Annotated in this window: 12 protein-coding genes and 1 riboswitch; of the genes, 5 read left to right on the top strand and 7 right to left on the bottom strand. The window is 74.0% G+C overall.

What is annotated here, in order from left to right; translation table 11 throughout:
• The first annotated feature begins 227 nt into the window (after positions 1-227).
• The 3 genes from K1J60_RS03030 to cobM all read left to right on the top strand — a co-directional run bounded on the left by K1J60_RS03030 (position 228) and on the right by cobM (position 4,621).
• On the top strand, positions 228-2,309 hold the full coding sequence (locus tag K1J60_RS03030; RefSeq protein ID WP_220644782.1) for a SpoIIE family protein phosphatase: 2,082 nt from the start codon (positions 228-230) through the stop codon (positions 2,307-2,309).
• A 237-nt stretch (positions 2,310-2,546) separates the two neighbouring features.
• Entirely contained in the window at positions 2,547-3,875 is a 1,329-nt protein-coding gene (gene cbiE / locus K1J60_RS03025) for a precorrin-6y C5,15-methyltransferase (decarboxylating) subunit CbiE (RefSeq protein ID WP_220644781.1), read from the top strand.
• Complete coding sequence (cobM, locus tag K1J60_RS03020; protein WP_220644780.1) at positions 3,872-4,621, top strand: precorrin-4 C(11)-methyltransferase; 750 nt, start codon at positions 3,872-3,874, stop codon at positions 4,619-4,621. The genes cbiE and cobM overlap by 4 nt, the downstream gene beginning before the upstream one ends.
• A 77-nt stretch (positions 4,622-4,698) precedes the next feature.
• Here the strand turns inward: cobM and K1J60_RS03015 are convergent, their stop codons facing one another.
• On the bottom strand, positions 4,699-5,853 hold the full coding sequence (locus K1J60_RS03015) for a cobalt-precorrin-5B (C(1))-methyltransferase (protein ID WP_220644779.1): 1,155 nt from the start codon (positions 5,851-5,853) through the stop codon (positions 4,699-4,701).
• Positions 5,854-5,871: 18 nt separating this feature from the next.
• On the opposite strand from K1J60_RS03015, the gene K1J60_RS03010 reads away from it, so the two are divergent.
• Positions 5,872-6,621 carry a cobalt-precorrin-6A reductase gene (locus tag K1J60_RS03010; RefSeq protein ID WP_220644778.1) on the top strand — a complete coding sequence of 250 codons (750 nt, stop codon included), beginning with the start codon at positions 5,872-5,874 and terminating at the stop codon, positions 6,619-6,621.
• A gap of 87 nt (positions 6,622-6,708) precedes the next feature.
• Here the strand turns inward: K1J60_RS03010 and K1J60_RS03005 are convergent, their stop codons facing one another.
• The 3 genes from K1J60_RS03005 to cobG form a co-directional block, all read right to left on the bottom strand.
• On the bottom strand, positions 6,709-8,199 hold the full coding sequence (locus K1J60_RS03005; RefSeq protein ID WP_220644777.1) for a precorrin-2 C(20)-methyltransferase: 1,491 nt from the start codon (positions 8,197-8,199) through the stop codon (positions 6,709-6,711).
• Positions 8,196-8,828 (bottom strand): precorrin-8X methylmutase, encoded by a 633-nt coding sequence (locus tag K1J60_RS03000; RefSeq protein ID WP_033528817.1) that lies wholly within the window; start codon positions 8,826-8,828, stop codon positions 8,196-8,198. The genes K1J60_RS03005 and K1J60_RS03000 overlap by 4 nt, the downstream gene beginning before the upstream one ends.
• Before the next feature lie 92 nt (positions 8,829-8,920).
• A complete protein-coding gene (gene cobG, locus K1J60_RS02995; protein WP_220651243.1) occupies positions 8,921-10,240 on the bottom strand; it encodes a precorrin-3B synthase in 1,320 nt (439 codons plus the stop codon).
• A gap of 65 nt (positions 10,241-10,305) precedes the next feature.
• Positions 10,306-10,437: riboswitch (cobalamin riboswitch) on the top strand.
• A 71-nt stretch (positions 10,438-10,508) separates the two neighbouring features.
• On the opposite strand from cobG, the gene cobN reads away from it, so the two are divergent.
• Positions 10,509-14,162 carry a cobaltochelatase subunit CobN gene (gene cobN, locus K1J60_RS02990; RefSeq protein WP_220644776.1) on the top strand — a complete coding sequence of 1,218 codons (3,654 nt, stop codon included), beginning with the start codon at positions 10,509-10,511 and terminating at the stop codon, positions 14,160-14,162.
• Positions 14,163-14,216: 54 nt separating this feature from the next.
• On the opposite strand, the gene K1J60_RS02985 is transcribed toward cobN, so the two are convergent.
• The 3 genes from K1J60_RS02985 to K1J60_RS02975 are packed head-to-tail and all read right to left on the bottom strand — an operon-like array spanning position 14,217 to position 17,913.
• On the bottom strand, positions 14,217-14,918 hold the full coding sequence (locus K1J60_RS02985) for a gamma-glutamyl-gamma-aminobutyrate hydrolase family protein (protein WP_220644775.1): 702 nt from the start codon (positions 14,916-14,918) through the stop codon (positions 14,217-14,219).
• Positions 14,915-16,405 carry an aldehyde dehydrogenase gene (locus K1J60_RS02980; protein WP_220644774.1) on the bottom strand — a complete coding sequence of 497 codons (1,491 nt, stop codon included), beginning with the start codon at positions 16,403-16,405 and terminating at the stop codon, positions 14,915-14,917. The genes K1J60_RS02985 and K1J60_RS02980 overlap by 4 nt, the downstream gene beginning before the upstream one ends.
• 50 nt (positions 16,406-16,455) lie before the next feature.
• On the bottom strand, positions 16,456-17,913 hold the full coding sequence (locus tag K1J60_RS02975) for an APC family permease (protein ID WP_220644773.1): 1,458 nt from the start codon (positions 17,911-17,913) through the stop codon (positions 16,456-16,458).
• Between the last annotated feature and the right edge of the window lie 146 nt (positions 17,914-18,059).

The following is an 18,059-nucleotide window of genomic DNA, read 5'->3' as shown; positions in this document are numbered from 1 at the left end:
ATGTTCGAAATGACGAACATTGTTCGAAAAGCTGTCAGACGGTAAGGGCGCTGATCGAGGGAAGTCAAGAGAGGGGAGCGGCTGTTCGGGACGCCGGACGCGGGGCGGCTCCGCGGCCACGCCGTCCCATGCGGGAGTGCGGTCTCCCGCCCACGGAGGTATGACTGACAGGGAGCCCGGCGGAAGGGGTGAGCGCACCCCTGTGCGCCGCCGGAAGGAGCCCCGGTATGCCTGAGGAAGAGACCCGGAGCGGGAGCGGTGGACAGGACCGCATCACCGCCGCGCCGGGTGGGCTGCTGGATGTGCTGCGGGTGGCGGCCCTCGTCCTGGGCAGCGACGGCCGGATCGTGCTGTGGAGCCCCGAAGCCGAGTCCCTGCTCGGCTTCAGTGCCGCGGAGGCGCTGGGGCAGGACGCGGGCGCACTGCTGGTGGACCCCGATCACCGGTCACTGGCACACGAACTGTTCGACCGGGTGCGTACGGGCGACCGCTGGGCCGGCGTCTTCCCGGTGCGGCACAAGGACGGCTTCACCCGCCGGGTGGAGTTCCGCACCATGCAGCTGCGCGACGCCCGCGGTGACGTCCACGCCCTCGGCCTGGGCACCGACGCCGACACCGTGCGCAATGTGGAGCGGGACCTGGCGCTCTCCCACATCCTGGTCAGCCAGTCGCCGGTCGGCATCGCGGTCTTCGACACCGACCTGCGCTGGGTGCGGGTCAATCCGTCACTGGAACGCATCAACGGCGTCCCCGAGGCGGCGGTGCTGGGCCGCCGCGTCGGCGAGGTGCTGCCCGCTCTCGACGTGGAGGCCATCGAGTCACGCATGCGGCGGGTCCTGGTGACCGGCGAGCCCCTGCTGGACCAGCAGACGGTCGGCAGGACGGCGGCCGACAGCGAGGAACACGCCTACTCGGAGTCGTACCACCGGATCGAGGACGCCAACGGTCGGGTGCTGGGACTGGCGATGGCGATCCTCGACATCTCCGAGCGGCAGCGGGCGACGGCCGAGGTCGCGAAGGCCCGCGAACGCCTGGCGGTGATCGCCGACGCCGGCGTCCGCATCGGCACCACGCTCGACCTGCGCCGGACGGCACAGGAACTCGCCGACGTGGCCGTTCCCGAACTCGCCGACCTCGCGGCCGTCGACGTGCTGGACTCGGTGGTCAACCCCGGCGGCACGGCCGCGCCACGCACGGACGGCTCCCTCGACTTCTGGGCGCTGGCGCTCAAGGCGAACCGTCCCACCGACGCGATCGAGGCCCCGGACCCCGTCGGGGAACCCGCCCAGTACGGCCCGTCCCGGCTGGTCACCCGGTGCGTACGCGAAGCGCGGCCGATCCTGCTGGAGCACGTGGACGACGCCGCGATCCGGCGTATCGCCCGGAGCGAGGCCGCGGCGCGGGCGCTGCGCCGCGCCGGTGTCCACTCCTGTCTGGTGGCTCCGCTGATGGCGCGCGGCGAGGTCCTGGGCACGCTCAGCCTGTACCGCACGACCGGGCCCCGGCCCTTCGACGACCAGGACCTCACCCTCGCCACCGAACTGGCCGCGCGCGCCGCCATCTGCATCGACAACGCACGCCTGTACGGACGCGAACGCGACATCGCGCTCACCCTCCAACGCAGCCTGCTGTCCCAGGAGCCACCGCAGCACGGCGGCCTGGAGGTCGCCTCCCGCTACGTGCCCGCTGTCAGCGAGGTGGGCGGCGACTGGTTCGACGTGCTGCCGCTCAAGGACGGCAAGGTCGGACTCGTCGTCGGCGACGTGATGGGCAAGGGTGTGCACGCTGCCGCGATCATGGGCCAGCTCCGCACGGCCACCCGCGCCCTCGCCCGGCTCGACCTGCCGCCGGCCGAACTGCTGCACCACCTCGACGGCCTCGCCACCTCCCTCGGCGACTCCGACACCCTGGCCACCTGCCTCTACGTCGTCTGCGACCCCCGGCGCGGCCGGTGCGAGCTCTCCCGCGCGGGCCACCTGCCGCCGGTCCTGGTCGACCCGCGGGGGAGAGCCGAGCTCCTCGACGTCGCCGGCGGGGTGCCGCTCGGAGTGGGTGGGGTGCCGTTCACCGTCGAGGAGCGGGAACTCGCCGAGGGGGCGCTGCTCGTCCTGTTCACGGACGGCCTGGTGGAGAGCCGCTCGACACCCGTCGCGGCGGGACTGCAGCGTTTGCTCGGTCTGCTGGACGACGCCGGGCTCCCCCTGGAGGAGACCTGCGACATGCTCCTCGGCGCCCTGGACCGCGAGCGGAACGACGACGTGGCGCTGCTCCTCGCCCGACGCGCAGGCCCGTATCCGCCGGTCGCGTGAGACCCCACCGCAGCGGCGCGCCGCCACCGGCGTGGACGGTCCCGGACGTGCCTCGGGGAGCGCTGCCCGAAGGCCGGCCGCACCGCCCCGCGCGCGGGAGCGGGCCCGTCGGTCCACGGTGACCGCGCGTCCACGTCGCCCGACCAACCCCCGGGCCAAGGCGCGCAGGTCACCGCCCAGTAGAGTGCGCCTCTGTCGTCCCCGAGAGCCGCCCCCGAACCGCCGAGGTACCCCCCAGTGACCCCCGCACGACCAGGACCGCCGTACGCCGTCACCGTCGTCGGGCTCGGTGCCGACGGCTGGCGAGGCGTCCCGGACGCCTCCCGGGCCGCCCTGCGCGACGCAGAGGTCCTGATCGGGGGCCCGCGTCAGCTCGACCTGCTCCCCCCGGAGTGCGCGGGCGAGCGGATCGCCTGGCCCTCGCCCCTGCGCCCCGCCGTCCCCGCCCTGATCGCCGCGCACACCGGCCGCCGGATAGCCGTCCTCGCCAGCGGGGACCCCATGTTCTACGGCATAGGCCGTGCCCTCGCCGAGGAGGCCGGTGACCGGCTGCGCGTCCTGCCGCATCCCTCCTCCGTCTCGTACGCGGCGGCCCGCCTCGGCTGGCCGCTGGAGGACGTCGAGGTCGTCACACTCGTCGGGCGGCCCGCGGCCAGGCTCGCCGCCGCCCTGCACGACGGGCGCCGACTGCTGGTGCTGAGCGCGGACGCCGGCACGCCCGCCGAGGTCGCCGCCCTGCTGCGGGACCGCGGCTTCGGGCCGAGCCGGATGCGCGTCCTGGAACAGCTCGGCGGCGAGAGGGAGCGGATCGGTGACGCGACCACCGCCGACGACTGGACGCGGGCACGACCGCCGGGCGACCCCCTCAACATCGTCGCCGTCGAGTGCCGGCAGGACCCGGACGCCCTCCGGCTCGGCGCCGTACCCGGCCTGCCCGACGAGGCGTACGAGCACGACGGCCAGCTGACCAAACGCCATGTGCGTGCCGCCACCCTGGCCGCGCTCGCCCCGGCCCCCGGCGAACTGCTCTGGGACGTGGGCGGCGGATCCGGCTCGATCGCGATCGAGTGGATGCGCACCCACCCCTCCTGTCGCGCCGTCACCGTGGAACGCGACCCCGTACGGGCCGCGCGCATCACCCGCAACGCCGACCGGCTCGGCGTACCCGGACTACGGGTCGTCACCGGTGCCGCCCCCGCCGCGCTGGCCGAACTGCCACGGCCGGACGCCGTGTTCATCGGCGGCGGTCTCACCGCGCCCGGCCTCCTCGACGCCGGCTGGGCCGCGCTGCCCGCGGGGGGACGGCTGGTCGCCAACACCGTGACCCTGGAGTCCGAGGCGCTGCTCGCCGACGCCCACCGCCGCCACGGCGGCGAACTGGTGCGGCTCGCGGTGGCGCAGGCCGTGCCCGTGGGCGGCTTCACCGGATGGCGGCAGGCCATGCCGGTGACCCAGTGGGCGGTGCGCAAACCCGTCGACGCCGTCGATCCCGTGGATCTCGTCGACCCCCATGACCCCGTCGACCCCCTCGACCCCCGCGACACCGCTTCGGAGGCAGACAGATGACCGTGTACTTCATCGGCGCCGGCCCCGGTGCCGCCGACCTGATCACGGTCCGCGGCGCCCGCCGGCTCGCCGCATGCCGGGTCTGCCTGTACGCCGGCAGCCTCGTCCCCCGCGAACTGCTGGCCGAGTGCCCGCCGGACGCCCGGCTCGTGGACACCGCCCAGCTCGACCTGGACCAGATCACCGCCGAACTGGTCCGTGCGCACGAGGAGGGCCACGACGTGGCCCGACTGCACTCCGGGGACCCCTCGGTGTTCAGCGCGGTCGCCGAGCAGATGCGGCGGCTGGACGCGGCCGGCGTGCCGTACGAGGTGGTGCCGGGCGTGCCCGCCTTCGCGGCGGCGGCGGCCTCCCTGAAGCGGGAGCTGACGGTGCCGACCGTCGGCCAGACCGTGATCCTCACCCGGATCGCCCACCGCGCCACGGCCATGCCGGAGGGCGAGGACCTCGCCACCCTCGGCCGCAGCGGGGCTCTGATCGTGCTGCACCTGGCCGCGCGGTACGTGGACCGAGTCGTCGAGGAACTCCTCCCGCACTACGGCGCCGACTGCCCCGTCGCCGTCGTCGCGTACGCCTCCCGGCCCGACGAGCTGATCATCCGGGGCACGCTGGAGGAGATCGCCGGGCGGGTGAAGGAGGCGGGTGTGCTGCGCACGGCTGTGATCATGGTCGGGCGGACGCTGGGGGCTTCGCAGTTCCGCGACAGCCACCTGTACTCGCCGGAGCGGGACCGGCATGAGTGCTGAGGGCGGAGGGGTGCGCGTGCGTCGCCGGGCGAGGGCGGACGGGCGCCTCTCGCGCAGTTCCCCGCGCCTCTGAGAGATCAGCGCACAGCGCTGCGGCCCACGACCGTGCCCGCGCGGTCGACGCAGATGACGTCGACCGCGACCGGCGCGCCCCGCAGGACGGACAGGGCCTCGTCGCGGGCGGCCGTGGCGACCAGGTCGCCGAGCGGCACCCCCGCCGCCGCGCACAACTGGAGCGCGGCGAGCCCGGTGTTGGCCTGCGCCACCTCCGTGGCGAGGGCCTCGTCCGCGCCGCCGCGCCGGGCGAGGTCCGCGAGGAAGCCCTTGTCGACCTGGGAGCGGGCGGAGTGCAGGTCGAGATGGCCGGCGGCGAGTTTGGAGAGCTTGGCGAAGCCGCCGCAGATGGTCAGCCGGTCCACGGGGTGGCGGCGCACGTACTTGAGGACCGCGCCCGCGAAGTCGCCCATGTCGAGCAGCGCGTCCTCGGGCAGCGCGTACTCCGCGACGACCGTCCTCTCCGAGGTGGACCCCGTGCACCCGGCGACGTGCGTGCGCCCGGCCGCCCGCGCCACGTCCACGCCCCGCCGGATGGAGTCGATCCACGCCGAGCACGAGTACGGGACGACGATCCCGGTGGTGCCGAGGATGGACAGGCCGCCGAGGATGCCGAGACGGGGGTTCCAGGTGGACCGGGCGATCTCCTCGCCGTGATCCACGGAGACGGTGATCTCGACATCGCCGGTGCCACCGTGCCGGGCCGCGACCTCGGCGACGTGGTCCCGCATCATCTGCCGGGGAACCGGGTTCACGGCCGGTTCCCCGACGGCCAGGGGCAGGCCCGGACGGGTGATCGTGCCGACCCCGGGGCCCGCCCGGAAGACCACCCCGGACCCGGCGGGCAGCAGCCGCACCGTGGCCCGGACCAGCGCGCCGTGCGTGACGTCCGGGTCGTCGCCCGCGTCCTTCACGATCCCCGCCATCGCGCTGTCGCCGGTCAGCTCCTCGGCCGCGAGCGCGAACGCCGGGGTCTGGCCCTTCGGCAGCGTGATGGTCACCGGGTCCGGGAAGTCGCCGGTCAGCAGCGCGGTGTACGCGGCCGTCGTGGCGGCCGTCGCACAGGCACCGGTCGTCCAGCCGTGCCGCAGACCGGTGTGCTTGAGTTGGGCCGCGCGACCGCCCCGCGCCCCGTCGCCGGTCCCACCACCGGCACCCCGTACTTCGTCACCGCTCATGAACGGACCCGGACTCCCATGCACGTACTGATACTCGGCGGAACCACGGAGGCCCGCCGTCTGGCCGAACTGCTGCACGCCACCCCGGGCGTCCGGCCGACCAGCTCCCTCGCCGGACGGGTCGCCCGTCCCCGGCTGCCCCCGGGCGAGGTCCGCGTCGGCGGCTTCGGCGGGGCCGAGGGGCTGGCGGCCTGGCTGCGCGAGCACGGGGTGGACGCGTTCATCGACGCCACCCATCCTTTCGCCGGGACCATGAGTTTCCACGCGGCACGAGCGGCCGCCATGACCCATGTTCCCCTGCTCGCGCTGCGCCGGCCCGGCTGGGTACCGGTCGCCGGTGACGACTGGCACGACGTCGGCTCGCTGACGCAGGCCGCGCGGCTGCTGCCCACGCTCGGTCGGAGGGTGTTCCTCACCACCGGGCGCATGGGTCTGGCCGCGTTCGCCGCCCTGGACGACCTGTGGTTCCTCGTACGGTCCGTCGACGCCCCCGAGGCACCGCTCCCGGCCCGCACGGAGGTGCTGCTCGACCGGGGCCCGTTCACCCTCGACGGCGAGCGGGACCTGCTGAGCCGCCACCGCGTCGACGTCGTCGTCACGAAGGACAGCGGGGGAGCGGCGACCGCGCCGAAGCTGACCGCCGCGAGGGAGGCGGGCCTGCCCGTCGTCGTGGTGCGCAGGCCGCCCGTGCCCGAGGACGTGCCCGTGGTCACGGACCCGGAGGCGGCGGCCCACTGGGTGCGGGAGCGCTCGGGCACCACGCGCTGAACCCCGGGGCCGGACGCGGCCACGTGGTACGCGCGCCCGCGGCGGCCGACGACGGTGGGCCGGGTGCGGCGCTCGCGCCGCACCCGCTCACCGCTCCGGATACCGGCGAGGCGTCCAGACGATCTCCTCACCCTCCCCGCGCCGGACCGCCCGGGTCTGCGAGGAACCGACCAGCAGGATCGTGCGCATGTCGACCTCGGCCGGGTCCAGCTCGGCCAGCCGTACGATCCGCACCCGCTCGCCGGAGCCGCCCACGTCCCGCGCGACCACGACCGGGGTGTCCGGCGCCCGGTGCTCCAGCAGCAGCTCGCGCGCCTTGCCCACCTGCCAGGTGCGGCTGTGCGAACCGGGGTTGTAGAGGGCGAGCACCAGATCCGCCGAGGCCGCCGCGCGCAACCGCTCGGCGATGACCTCCCACGGCTTGAGCCGGTCGGACAGGGAGATCGTGGCGTAGTCGTGGCCGAGCGGGGCGCCGACGCGGGCGGCGGCCGCGTTGGCGGCGGTCACCCCCGGCAGCACCCGCACGGGCACGTCGGCGTACTCCTCCTGCGAGGCGACCTCCAGCACGGCCGTCGCCATGGCGAAGACCCCCGGGTCACCCCCGGAGACGACCGCGACCCGCCGCCCGCGCCGGGCCAGGTCGAGGGCGAACTCGGCACGCTCCGACTCGACCCGGTTGTCCGAGCCGTGCCGCACCTGACCCGCGCGGCGCGGCACCCGGTCCAGGTAGGTGGTGTACCCGACCAGGTCGTCGGCGGCGGCGAGCGCGCCCCGCGTCTCGGGCGTCAGCCACAGCGGACCGGCGGGCCCGGTCCCGACCACCACGACCTCGCCCCGCTCCCGGGCCTCGGGCCGTTCGACGTCGACCTGGCTGGGCAGCACGGCCACCGAGAAGTACGGCACCGACTCCGGGTCCACGTCCGCCAGTTCGGCGAGCCGCTCCCCGGCCATGGTGGCCCGCTCCACATAGCGGGCCTCGCTAAGCCGCCCCGAACTCTCCAGCGCGCCGCGCACCTTGGTGAAGGTCCGCCCCAGCTTCATCACCACGGCCACGTCCGTCGCGGCGAGCCGCGCGGTCAGCTCCTCCTCCGGCAGGGTGCCCGGCAGGATCGTCAGCACCTCCTCGCCCTCGGCGAGCGGCGTGCCGAGCCGGGCCGCGGCGGCCGACACGGACGTGACACCGGGGATGACCTCGGTGTCGTAGCGGTCGACCAGCCGCTTGTGCATGTGCATGTAGGAGCCGTAGAACATCGGGTCGCCCTCCGCGAGGACCGCGACCGTGCGCCCCGCGTCCAGGTGCGCGGCCAGCCGGGCCGACGCCTCCGCGTAGAACTCCTCCATCGCGCCCTTGTAGCCGCCCGGATGGTCGGTGGTCTCCGTCGTCAACGGATAGACCAGCCGCTCCTCGATGTGGTCGGCGCGCAGGTGCTTCGCCGCGATCGAGCGGGCGATGGAACGGCCGTGCCGGGCGCTGTGGTACGCGATCACGTCCGCCTCGGAGATCACCTCGACGGCCCGGACGGTCATCAGGGACGGGTCACCGGGGCCGAGCCCCACCCCGTACAGCTTGCCGCTCACTCTTCCTCACTCGCGATCGCGTTGAGCGCGGCGGCGGCGATGGCGCTCCCGCCGCGACGGCCGCGTACGACGAGGTGCTCCAGGCCCGACGGATGCTCCGCCAGCGCGTCCTTGGACTCGGCGGCGCCGACGAACCCGACCGGCACCCCGATGACGGCGGCGGGCCGGGGCGCGCCCTCGTCGATCATCTCCAGCAGCCGGAAGAGCGCGGTGGGCGCGTTGCCCACGGCCACGACCGACCCCTCCAGACGGTCCCGCCACAGCTCCAGCGCGGCGGCGCTGCGCGTGGTGCCCAGCTTCGCCGCCAGCGCGGGGACGGCCGGGTCGGAGAGCGTGCACAGCACGTCGTTGTCGGCGGGCAGCCGCTTGCGGGTCACCCCGCTGGCCACCATCCTGACGTCGGTGAAGATGGGCGCCCCGGCACGCAGGGCCTCCCGGGCGCGGGCCACGACGCCGGGGGTGTACGTCAAGTCCCGTACCAGGTCCACCATTCCGCAGGCGTGGATCATCCGGACCGCGACCTGGCTGACATCGGCGGGCAGGGCCGCGAGGTCCGCCTCCGCGCGGATGGTGGCGAAGGACTGCCGGTAGATCGCCGGGCCGTCCTTCTCGTAGTCGTAGGTGGTCACGGTGGTCTTCTCGCTGCTCTCGGTCGTCGTACGGGGGTCGTTCGTGCGGGTCGTGCGCGTTCTCGGGTCCACGTCGTGTGTGTTCTCGGCCTTCATGGGGTGATCTCCCCCAGGGCGGCGGCGAGTCGGGAGGGGTCCGCCATGGGCGCGGTGCGGGGTTCTCGGCCGGGGGCGGTACGGGAGAGCTCGTAGCCGCCGCTCCCCACCGCCACCACGTCGATCCGTTCGCCCCGGGGGTGGCCGCAGCGGCGCTCGCAGCCGGACCAGTACAGCGGGAGCCCCGCGCGGCCCGCCGCCTCCAGGCTCTCGGTCGCGTCCGCCCGTACGTCCGCCAGGGACTTCGCGCAGCCGGGCCGTCCGATACAGGCGCCGACGCGCGGCCAGGGGGAGGCGGGATCGGTGACGAGACCGGTCACCGAGAGCCGGGCGAGCGCGTCGGTCACCTGCTCCCCGCGCAGGCCCGGTGCGGGGACGACGACCCCGCGCCAAGGGGTCAGCCGCAGTTCACGGCACGGTGTCGCCGACGCGAGGGCCGTCAACTCCCGCCACTGCAGGGGGGTGAGACGACCGAGGGGCGCATGTACGGACAGGGCGTCGCCGACGGCTCCGGGGGGTGGGCCGTCGGCTCCGGCCGTGGCCGCCGCGCTCTCGGGACGAACCCGGATCGCGGCGTCGACGCCGACGGCCGCAAGTCGGTCCCGGACCGTGCCGATCAGCTCGTCCTGGAAGGGGAGTTCGGTCACGCGCCAGACCCGTGCCCCGCTCTCCCGCGCCGCCTCCAGGAACGTCTCGGCGGCGGTCAGTGCGGCCCGGGCCGCGTCCTCACCCGGGACCGACAGGCTCTCGCGGGCCGTCCCCAGACTCAGCAGAGCTCTGTCGCCCCCGGCCGCCCGGACGGTCACATCGGCGTCCAGCGCGGCCACGTCCCCCCGCCCGTCGTCGAGCGCGAACAGGAACCGGCCCGACAACCGCCGCGCCGCCTCGCTCGCGCACAGCGCGGTGTCCAGGGCGGACAGCCAGGGCCGCACGTCGCGCAGACCGCGGTCGTCGAGACCGGACAGGGGCGAGGCCACGATGTTGCGCACCCGCTCGTGCCCGGCGGACGGCAACAGCCCCGCCGCGTCCAGCGACTCGGCCAGCTCGCCCCCGCAGCCGTCGGCCAGTCCGCGCAGTTGGACATTGCCGCGGGAAGTGAGGTGAAGATCACCATCGCCGAGCCGCCGCGCCGCCTCCGCGAGCGCCTCGGCCTGGCGGACGGTCAGCACACCACCGGGCACCCGGACCCGCGCCAGCGCCCCGTCGTCCGCCGCATGCAGCCGCAGCGCCCCCGGGCAGGCGTCGCCACGGTCCCGTGTGACCGCTGTGGCCTGGGACGATGAACGCAGGGGAGGCGTGGACATGGCGGCGAGCATACCCACCGGCACAACGGACGTATCCTCCGCCCTTTTGAGGCGACCCTTACTATGCTGCTCGGTGGATCATCCGGTCCATCGACGCCACCACGGCGACAGGGGAGGAAGCCCGGTGTGAGTCCGGCGCGGTCCCGCCACTGTGAGCCCGTCCCAGGAGGGTCGGGCGAGTCAGGAACTCCCTTCCCCGTACCACTCGGCCCGCCCGAGCAGGGGAGACTCCGATCCGACACCGCCCGGGGCGCGGACCCCGAGGAAGGCCAGCAGCCGCATGCAGCCATCGTCCGGGGAGCGCTCGACGCAGCCCCGCATCCTGCTCCTGTCGACCTCCGACACCGACCTGCTCAGCGCCCGCGCGGCCGCCGGCCCGGTCCCCTACCGCTTCGCCAACCCCTCCCGCCTCGCGCTGGACGACCTCCCGGCCCTCCTCGACGGCACCGACCTGGTCGTCGTACGCCTCCTCGGCGGCATCCGGGCCTGGCAGGACGGCCTCGACCTGCTGCTCGCCGACGGCCGCCCGGTCGTCGTCCTCACCGGTGAACAGGCGCCCGACGCCCAGCTGATGGCCGCCTCCACCGTCCCGATCGGCATCGCCGCCGAGGCCCACGCCTATCTCGCGCACGGCGGCCCGGCCAACCTGGAGCAGCTGGCCCGTTTCCTCTCCGACACCGTCCTGCTCACCGGCCACGGCTTCGACGCGCCGGCGGCCGCGCCCGCCTGGGGACCGCTGTCCCGGGAGGCCAGGAACACCGACGGGCCCACCGTCGCCGTGCTCTACTACCGGGCCCACCACATGAGCGGCAACACCGCCTTCGTGGACGCCCTGTGCGGGGCGATCGAGGACCAGGGTGCCCGCGCGCTCCCGCTCTACGTGGCCTCGCTGCGGGCCCCCGAGCCCGAGCTGATCGAGGAACTGCGCGCCGCCGACGCGGTCGTCACCACCGTCCTCGCAGCCGGCGGCACCAAGCCCGCCGAGGCCTCGGCCGGCGGCGACGACGAGTCCTGGGACGCGGGCGCCCTGACCGGCCTCGACGTGCCGATCCTCCAGGCCCTGTGCCTGACCGGATCACGCGCGGCCTGGGAGGAGAACGACGAGGGCGTCTCCCCGCTCGACGCGGCCAGCCAGATCGCCGTCCCCGAGTTCGACGGCCGGCTGATCACCGTCCCGTTCTCCTTCAAGGAGATCGACGAGGACGGCCTCCCGGCCTATGTCGCCGACCCCGAGCGCGCCGCCCGCGTCGCCGGGATCGCCGTACGCCACGCACGACTTCGCCACATCGCCAACGCCGACAAGCGCCTCGCGCTCGTCCTCTCCGCCTACCCGACCAAGCACTCCCGCATCGGCAACGCGGTCGGCCTGGACACCCCCGCCAGCGCGGTCGCCCTGCTGCGGCGCCTGCGCGAGGAGGGCTACGACTTCGGGACGGAAGCCGAGGTGCCGGGCCTGGCCTCCGGCGACGGCGACGAGCTGATCCGCGCGCTGATCGAGGCGGGCGGCCACGACCAGGACTGGCTCACCGACGAGCAGCTGGCCCGCAACCCTGTCCGGATCCCGGCCGCCGACTACCGCCGCTGGTTCGCCGAACTCCCCGAGGAACTGCGCTCGGCCGTCGAGGAGCACTGGGGACCGGCGCCCGGCGAGATGTTCGTCGACCGCAGCGCCAACCCCGAGGGCGACATCGTCCTCGCGGCCCTGCGCTTCGGCAATCTGCTGATCCTCATCCAGCCGCCGCGCGGCTTCGGCGAGAACCCGATCGCGATCTACCACGACCCGGACCTCCCGCCCTCCCACCACTACCTGGCCGCCTACCGCTGGATCGCCGCCCGCGCCGACGACGGCGGGTTCGGCGCCGACGCGATGATCCACCTCGGCAAGCACGGCAACCTGGAATGGCTGCCCGGCAAGAACGCGGGCCTGTCCGCCGCCTGCGGCCCCGACGCCGCCCTCGGCGACCTCCCGCTGGTCTACCCGTTCCTGGTCAACGACCCGGGCGAGGGCACCCAGGCCAAGCGCCGCGTGCACGCCACCCTCGTCGACCACCTCGTGCCGCCGATGGCCCGCGCCGACTCCTACGGCGACATCGCGCGCCTGGAGCAACTCCTCGACGAGTACGCCCAGATCTCCTCCATGGACCCGGCGAAGCTCCCCGCGATCCGCGCCCAGATCTGGACCCTCATCCAGGCCGCCAAGCTGGACCACGACCTGGGCCTGGCGGACCGCCCGGAGGACGACGGCTTCGACGACTTCCTGCTGCACGTCGACGGCTGGCTCTGCGAGGTCAAGGACGCCCAGATCCGCGACGGTCTGCACGTCCTCGGCACCCCGCCGACCGGCGCCGACCACGTCAACCTGGTCCTCGCCGTCCTGCGCGCCCGCCAGATCTGGGGCGGCACGACCGCCCTGCCCGGCCTGCGCGAGGCCCTCGGTCTCGACGAGTCCGCCGCCACCCGCACCACCGCCGACGAGGCCGAGGAGAAGGCCCGCGCGCTGGTCCAGGCGATGGAGGACGCGGGCTGGGACCCGGCGGCCGTGCCCACGGTCGTGGCGGCGACCGTCTCCGCCGCCCACGGCGAACAGGCCGCCCCCGTCCTGGAGTTCGCCGCCCGCGAGGTCGTGCCCCGGCTCGCGGCGACCACGGCCGAACTCGACCACACCGTCCACGCCCTGAACGGCGGCTTCGTCCCGGCGGGCCCCTCGGGGTCCCCGCTCCGCGGCCTGGTCAACGTCCTGCCGACCGGCCGGAACTTCTACTCCGTCGACCCCAAGGCCGTCCCCTCCCGCCTCGCCTGGGAGACCGGTCAGGCCCTCGCCGACTCCCTGCTGGAGCGCTACCGCGCCGACAACGGCGAATGGCCCACCTCCGTCGGCCTCTCCCTGTGGGGCACCAGCGCCATGCGGACGGCCGGCGACGACGTGGCCGAGGCCCTGGCCCTGCTCGGCGTCCGCCCGGTCTGGGACGACGCCTCGCGCCGGGTGACCGGTCTGGAGGCCATCCCGTACGAGGAGCTGGGCCGCCCGCGCATCGACGTCACCCTGCGCATCTCGGGTTTCTTCCGGGACGCCTTCCCGCACACCATCGGGCTGCTGGACGACGCCGTACGCCTGGCCGCGTCGCTGGACGAGCCGGCCGAGGCCAACCACGTGCGCGCCCACGTCCAGGCCGACCTCGCGGACCACGGCGACGAACGCCGGGCCACCACCCGGATCTTCGGCTCCCGCCCCGGCACGTACGGCGCCGGACTGCTGCAGCTGATCGACTCCCGGGACTGGCGCACCGACGCCGACCTCGCCGAGGTCTACACGGTGTGGGGCGGCTACGCCTACGGCCGGCAGCTGGACGGCCGTCCCGCCCGTGAGGAGATGGAGACGGCGTACAAGCGGATCGAGGTGGCCGCGAAGAACACGGACACCCGCGAGCACGACATCGCCGACTCCGACGACTACTTCCAGTACCACGGAGGCATGGTGGCCACCGTCCGCGCGCTGCGCGGCACGGCCCCCGAGGCGTACATCGGCGACTCCACCCGGCCCGAGACGGTCCGCACCCGGACCCTCGTCGAGGAGACGTCGAGGGTCTTCCGGGCCCGCGTCGTCAACCCCAAGTGGATCGAGGCGATGCGCCGCCACGGCTACAAGGGTGCCTTCGAACTCGCCGCCACCGTCGACTACCTGTTCGGCTACGACGCCACCACCGGTGTGATCGCCGACTGGATGTACGACAAGCTCACCGAGACCTACGTCCTGGACGAGACCAACCGCGCGTTCCTCCAGCAGGCCAACCCCTGGGCCCTGCACGGCATCGCCGAACGGCTGCTGGAGGCGGAGTCGCGCGGGATGTGGGAGAAGCCCGACCCGGCGGTGCTGGAGGGGCTGCGTCAGGTGTACCTGGAGACCGAGGGCGACCTGGAGGGCGGCGACAGCTGACGACGGGCGGGGGTGCGGGGCGATCCACCTCCCCGCACCTCCCGCGCGGGGGTGTCAGCGCCGGTCCCCGGCGGCCCGTACGAGGGCGTCGAACAGGCCCTGCTGCGCGGGGTCCTCGTGGGCGGTGTCCTCGGGGTGCCACTGGACGGCGGTGAACCAGCCGGGCGAGCCCGGGAGTTCGAGCCCTTCCACCGTGCCGTCGGCGGCGCGGGCGGTGACCTCCAGCCCTTCGCCCAGCCGGTCCACCCGCTGGTGGTGGTAGCAGGACACCTCCACCTTCTGCGCGCCGGTGGCCCGCTCCACCGCGGTTCCGGACCGGAGTTCCACCGGGTGCACGAGATGGCGGTGCTCGCGGCCGGGTCCGCCCATGTCCTGCTCCAGGGTGCCGCCGAGGGCGACGTCGACCACCTGCAGGCCCCGGCAGATCGCCAGGAGGGGGATGCCCAGGTCCAGCGCGGCACGGGCGACGTCGAGATCGAAGGCGTCCTGCGTCTCGTCCACGTCGTACACGGCGGCGTGGGTGTCGGTGGCGCCGTAGCGGTGCGGTGCGAGGTCGCCGCCACCGGGGAGGAGGATCCCGTCGAAGCGGGCGAGACGCGCGGCGACATCGCTGTCGGCCGGGTGGATGCTCGCGGGTTCGCCGCCCGCCCGCCACACGGCTTCGATCAGCGCGCGCGCGTTGACCTCGGCGGCGTACCGCAGCGCGGAGGTCGTGGCGGAGAAGCGGGCGGGCACCGCTATCAGGGGCCGGGTCACAGCTGGATCCACGTGGTCTTCAACTCGGTGTACTTCTCCAGGGCGTGGGCGGACTTGTCACGGCCGTTGCCCGACTGCTTCATGCCGCCGAAGGGGACGGTCAGGTCGCCCTCCTCGTAGCAGTTGACCCACACCGTGCCGGCCCGCAGCGCACGCGAGACCCGGTGGGCGGTGGACAGGTCGGAGGTCCACAGCCCGGCGGCGAGACCGTACTCGGTGGCGTTGGCCAGCCGCACGGCCTCGTCGAGGTCGTCGAAGGTGAGGACGGACAGGACCGGGCCGAAGATCTCCTCGCGGGCCAGCCGCATGCCCGGCTCCACCCGGTCGAAGACGGTGGGCCGCAGATAGCTGCCGCCGGTGTGGTGCAGGGTGCGCTCGCCGCCCGCCAGCAGTCGCGCGCCTTCGTCCACGCCGGTGCCGATGTGGTCGAGGACCCGGTCGAGGTGGGCCTCGCGGACCAGGGCGCCCATCTCGGTGGCCGGGTCGAGAGGGTCGCCGACACGCAGCTCCCGGGCTCGGGCCACGATCGCCTCGGTGACGCGTTCGGCGACGGAGGAGTGCACCAGGAGCCGGGAGGGCGCGGTGCACATCTCGCCCTGGTTGAAGAAGATGCCCCAGGCGGCGGTGGCGGCGGCCCTCTCCAGGTCGGGGGCGTCGGGGAGGATGATGTTCGGCGACTTGCCGCCCAGCTCCAGCCAGACGCGCTTGAGGTTGGAGTCGGCGGCGTAGCGCAGGAAATGCCGGCCGACCGCCGTGGACCCGGTGAACGCCAGCACGTCCACGCCGGGGTGGAGTCCGATGGCCCGCCCCGCCGTGGGCCCGTCACCGGTGACGACGTTGAGGACACCCGCCGGCAGTCCCGCCTCGGTGGCGATCCGGCCGAGGAGCAGGGCGGACAGCGGGGAGTTCTCGGACGGCTTCAGGACGACCGTGCAGCCGGCCGCCAGCGCCGGGGCGACCTTCCAACTCGCCAGCGTGAGTGGAAAGTTCCAAGGCACCACCGCCCCCACGACACCGGCGGGTTCCCTGGTGACCAGGGCCAGGGCGTCGGGGGAGGTGTGGGGCGACTCGTCGGTGAGTTTGTCGGCCAGCTGCCCGTACCAGCGGAAGGTGTTGATCGCCGCGCGCAGTTCGATGTCGTGCGCCTCCGTGTACGGCTTGCCCATCTCCAGGGTGATGGTCAGGGCGAGCTGCTCCCGCTTCTCCTGAAGGAGCTCGGCGACGCGCAGCAGGATCCGGCCGCGGTCGGCGGGGGCGAGACGGGGCCACGGGCCGGAGTCGAACGCGCGGCGGGCGGCGGCCACGGCCAGGTCGACCTCGGCGCTCCCGGCGTCGGCGACCTCGACCAGGAGCCGCCCGTCGCGGGGCGACACGACGGCGAAGGAGGCGCCCCCGCCCGGCTCGTCCACCCCGTCGATGTGGTGCTGGTCGGGCGGATCCAGCTCCTCGGCGCGACGGAGCAGGGTGTCGTGGGCGGGGGCGGGCATCAGCTCTCCTCTTCTTGTCCTTGCGTGGGCGGGGGCGTCGGGGGCGGCGGTCAGTCCGTGACGGTCCGGGCGCCCCGGGTCAGCCGTGCCACGACGAGCCCCAGGACCAGCACCGCGGGAACGGTCAGTTGCAGCCACACGGCGGTGGTCCGGTCGCCGCCGATGAGGGTGGTGAAGTTCTCGATGATCAGCCAGATCGCCCCGGCGATGCCGAGCGCGCCCAGGACCGGGGCGATCAGGGTGTTCCAGGGCCGGGTGTCGGCACGTGAGCGGCGGAAGAAGACCACCACGGAGACGGAGGTCAGGAAGTACAGCAGCATCATCGCCAGGACGGCCACCCCGCTGAACCAGGAGAACAGCGTGAGCACGGGGTCCTTGCCCAGCAGCGCGAAGGGCAGGACCAGGGCCGCCGCGATCACGGTCTGGACGAGGCCGGCCGCCCAGGGGGAGTGGCGTCCGTTCAGTGTGGTGAGCCCGCGCGGCAGCAGGCCCTCGCGGCCCAGGGAGAACAGATAGCGGTTGGCGGAGTTGTGGAAGGCCAGGATGCCGGCGAACAGCGAGGTGGCCAGCAGCACGGGCAGGACGTCGCCGGTCCAGGCGCCGAACTCCGCCGCGATGGGCGCGAAGACCCAGCCGGCGGCGTCGCCGCCCTCCAGCGCCTTGCCCGCCTCGGCCGTGGCCCGGGAGGCGCCGTGCGCGGAGACCAGCATCCACGAGGTGAAGGCGAAGAAACCGGTGACCACCGCGACGGACAGATAGGTGGCGCGGGGGACGGTCCTCCGGGGCTCCCGGGCCTCCTCGCCGTAGATGGCGGTCGCCTCGAAACCGAACATGGACGCCACGGCGAACATCAGCGCCACACCGGGGGCGCCCTGGAGCGCCGCGTCCGGCGAGAAGCTGTCGGCGAGGCCGAGCCCCTCGGGGCCGCCGCCCTTGAAGAAGGTCACGAAGGCGAAGGCGATCAGGATGCTGAACTCCGCCAGGACGAACACGGCCAGGACCTTGGCGCCCATCTCGATCCCGGCGGCGCCGAGGACCTGCACCACGACCATCGTGACCAGCGCCCAGACCCACCACGCGATGCTCGCGCCGGTGTAGTGCTCGACGAGGCCGCTCACCGTCGCGCCGTACAGGCCGTACATCGCGGCCTGGATGGCGCAGTAGGCGAAGAGCGCGACACCGGCGCTGCCGGAGCCGGCCGAGCGGCCCAGCCCCTTGCCGATGTACGTGTAGAAGGCGCCGGCGTCCACGACGTGGCGGCCCATGGCGACGAAGCCGATGGAGAACAGCAGGATCACGACGCCGGCCGCGAGGTACGCGGCGGGGACGCCGGCCCCGTTGCCGATGACGACGGCGATGGGGACGGCTCCGGCGATGCCGGTCAGCGGGGCCTGGGCGGAAAGGACGAAGAAGAGGATGCCCAGGACGCCGAGCGAATCGGGCTTGAGCCTGCCTGCGGTGGATGGGTCTGGTGAGCTGTGCGGGGCGACCGCCGTCTGACTGTCCACTCGGATCACCTGTCGGGGACGGGAAGGATGGATTCGTTTAGGCCCAAACGAGTTGCCTCATCGTGGGCCCGAACTATCCGTTTGGCAAGGGGTGTGGTGAAGATTTTCGGCAGGTGTAACGGCAGGTGTGACAGCAGGTGTGACAG

This window comes from Streptomyces akebiae (genome assembly GCF_019599145.1).
Classification (GTDB): domain Bacteria; phylum Actinomycetota; class Actinomycetes; order Streptomycetales; family Streptomycetaceae; genus Streptomyces; species Streptomyces akebiae.
The sequence above is the reverse complement of the archived record's forward strand: the minus strand, read 5'-3'. Positions and strand labels throughout refer to the sequence as shown.

Bases quoted from the DNA above. Each gene is read 5' to 3' on its own strand.
- cobM (WP_220644780.1), top strand. From the start codon at position 3,872: ATGACCGTGTACTTCATCGGCGCCGGCCCCGGTGCCGCCGACCTGATC.
- K1J60_RS02980 (WP_220644774.1), bottom strand. From the start codon at position 16,405: ATGCCCGCCCCCGCCCACGACACCCTGCTCCGTCGCGCCGAGGAGCTG.
- K1J60_RS03030 (WP_220644782.1), top strand. From the start codon at position 228: ATGCCTGAGGAAGAGACCCGGAGCGGGAGCGGTGGACAGGACCGCATC.
- K1J60_RS03015 (WP_220644779.1), bottom strand. From the start codon at position 5,853: ATGAGCGGTGACGAAGTACGGGGTGCCGGTGGTGGGACCGGCGACGGG.
- cobG (WP_220651243.1), bottom strand. From the start codon at position 10,240: ATGCTCGCCGCCATGTCCACGCCTCCCCTGCGTTCATCGTCCCAGGCC.
- cobN (WP_220644776.1), top strand. From the start codon at position 10,509: ATGCAGCCATCGTCCGGGGAGCGCTCGACGCAGCCCCGCATCCTGCTC.
- K1J60_RS03010 (WP_220644778.1), top strand. From the start codon at position 5,872: ATGCACGTACTGATACTCGGCGGAACCACGGAGGCCCGCCGTCTGGCC.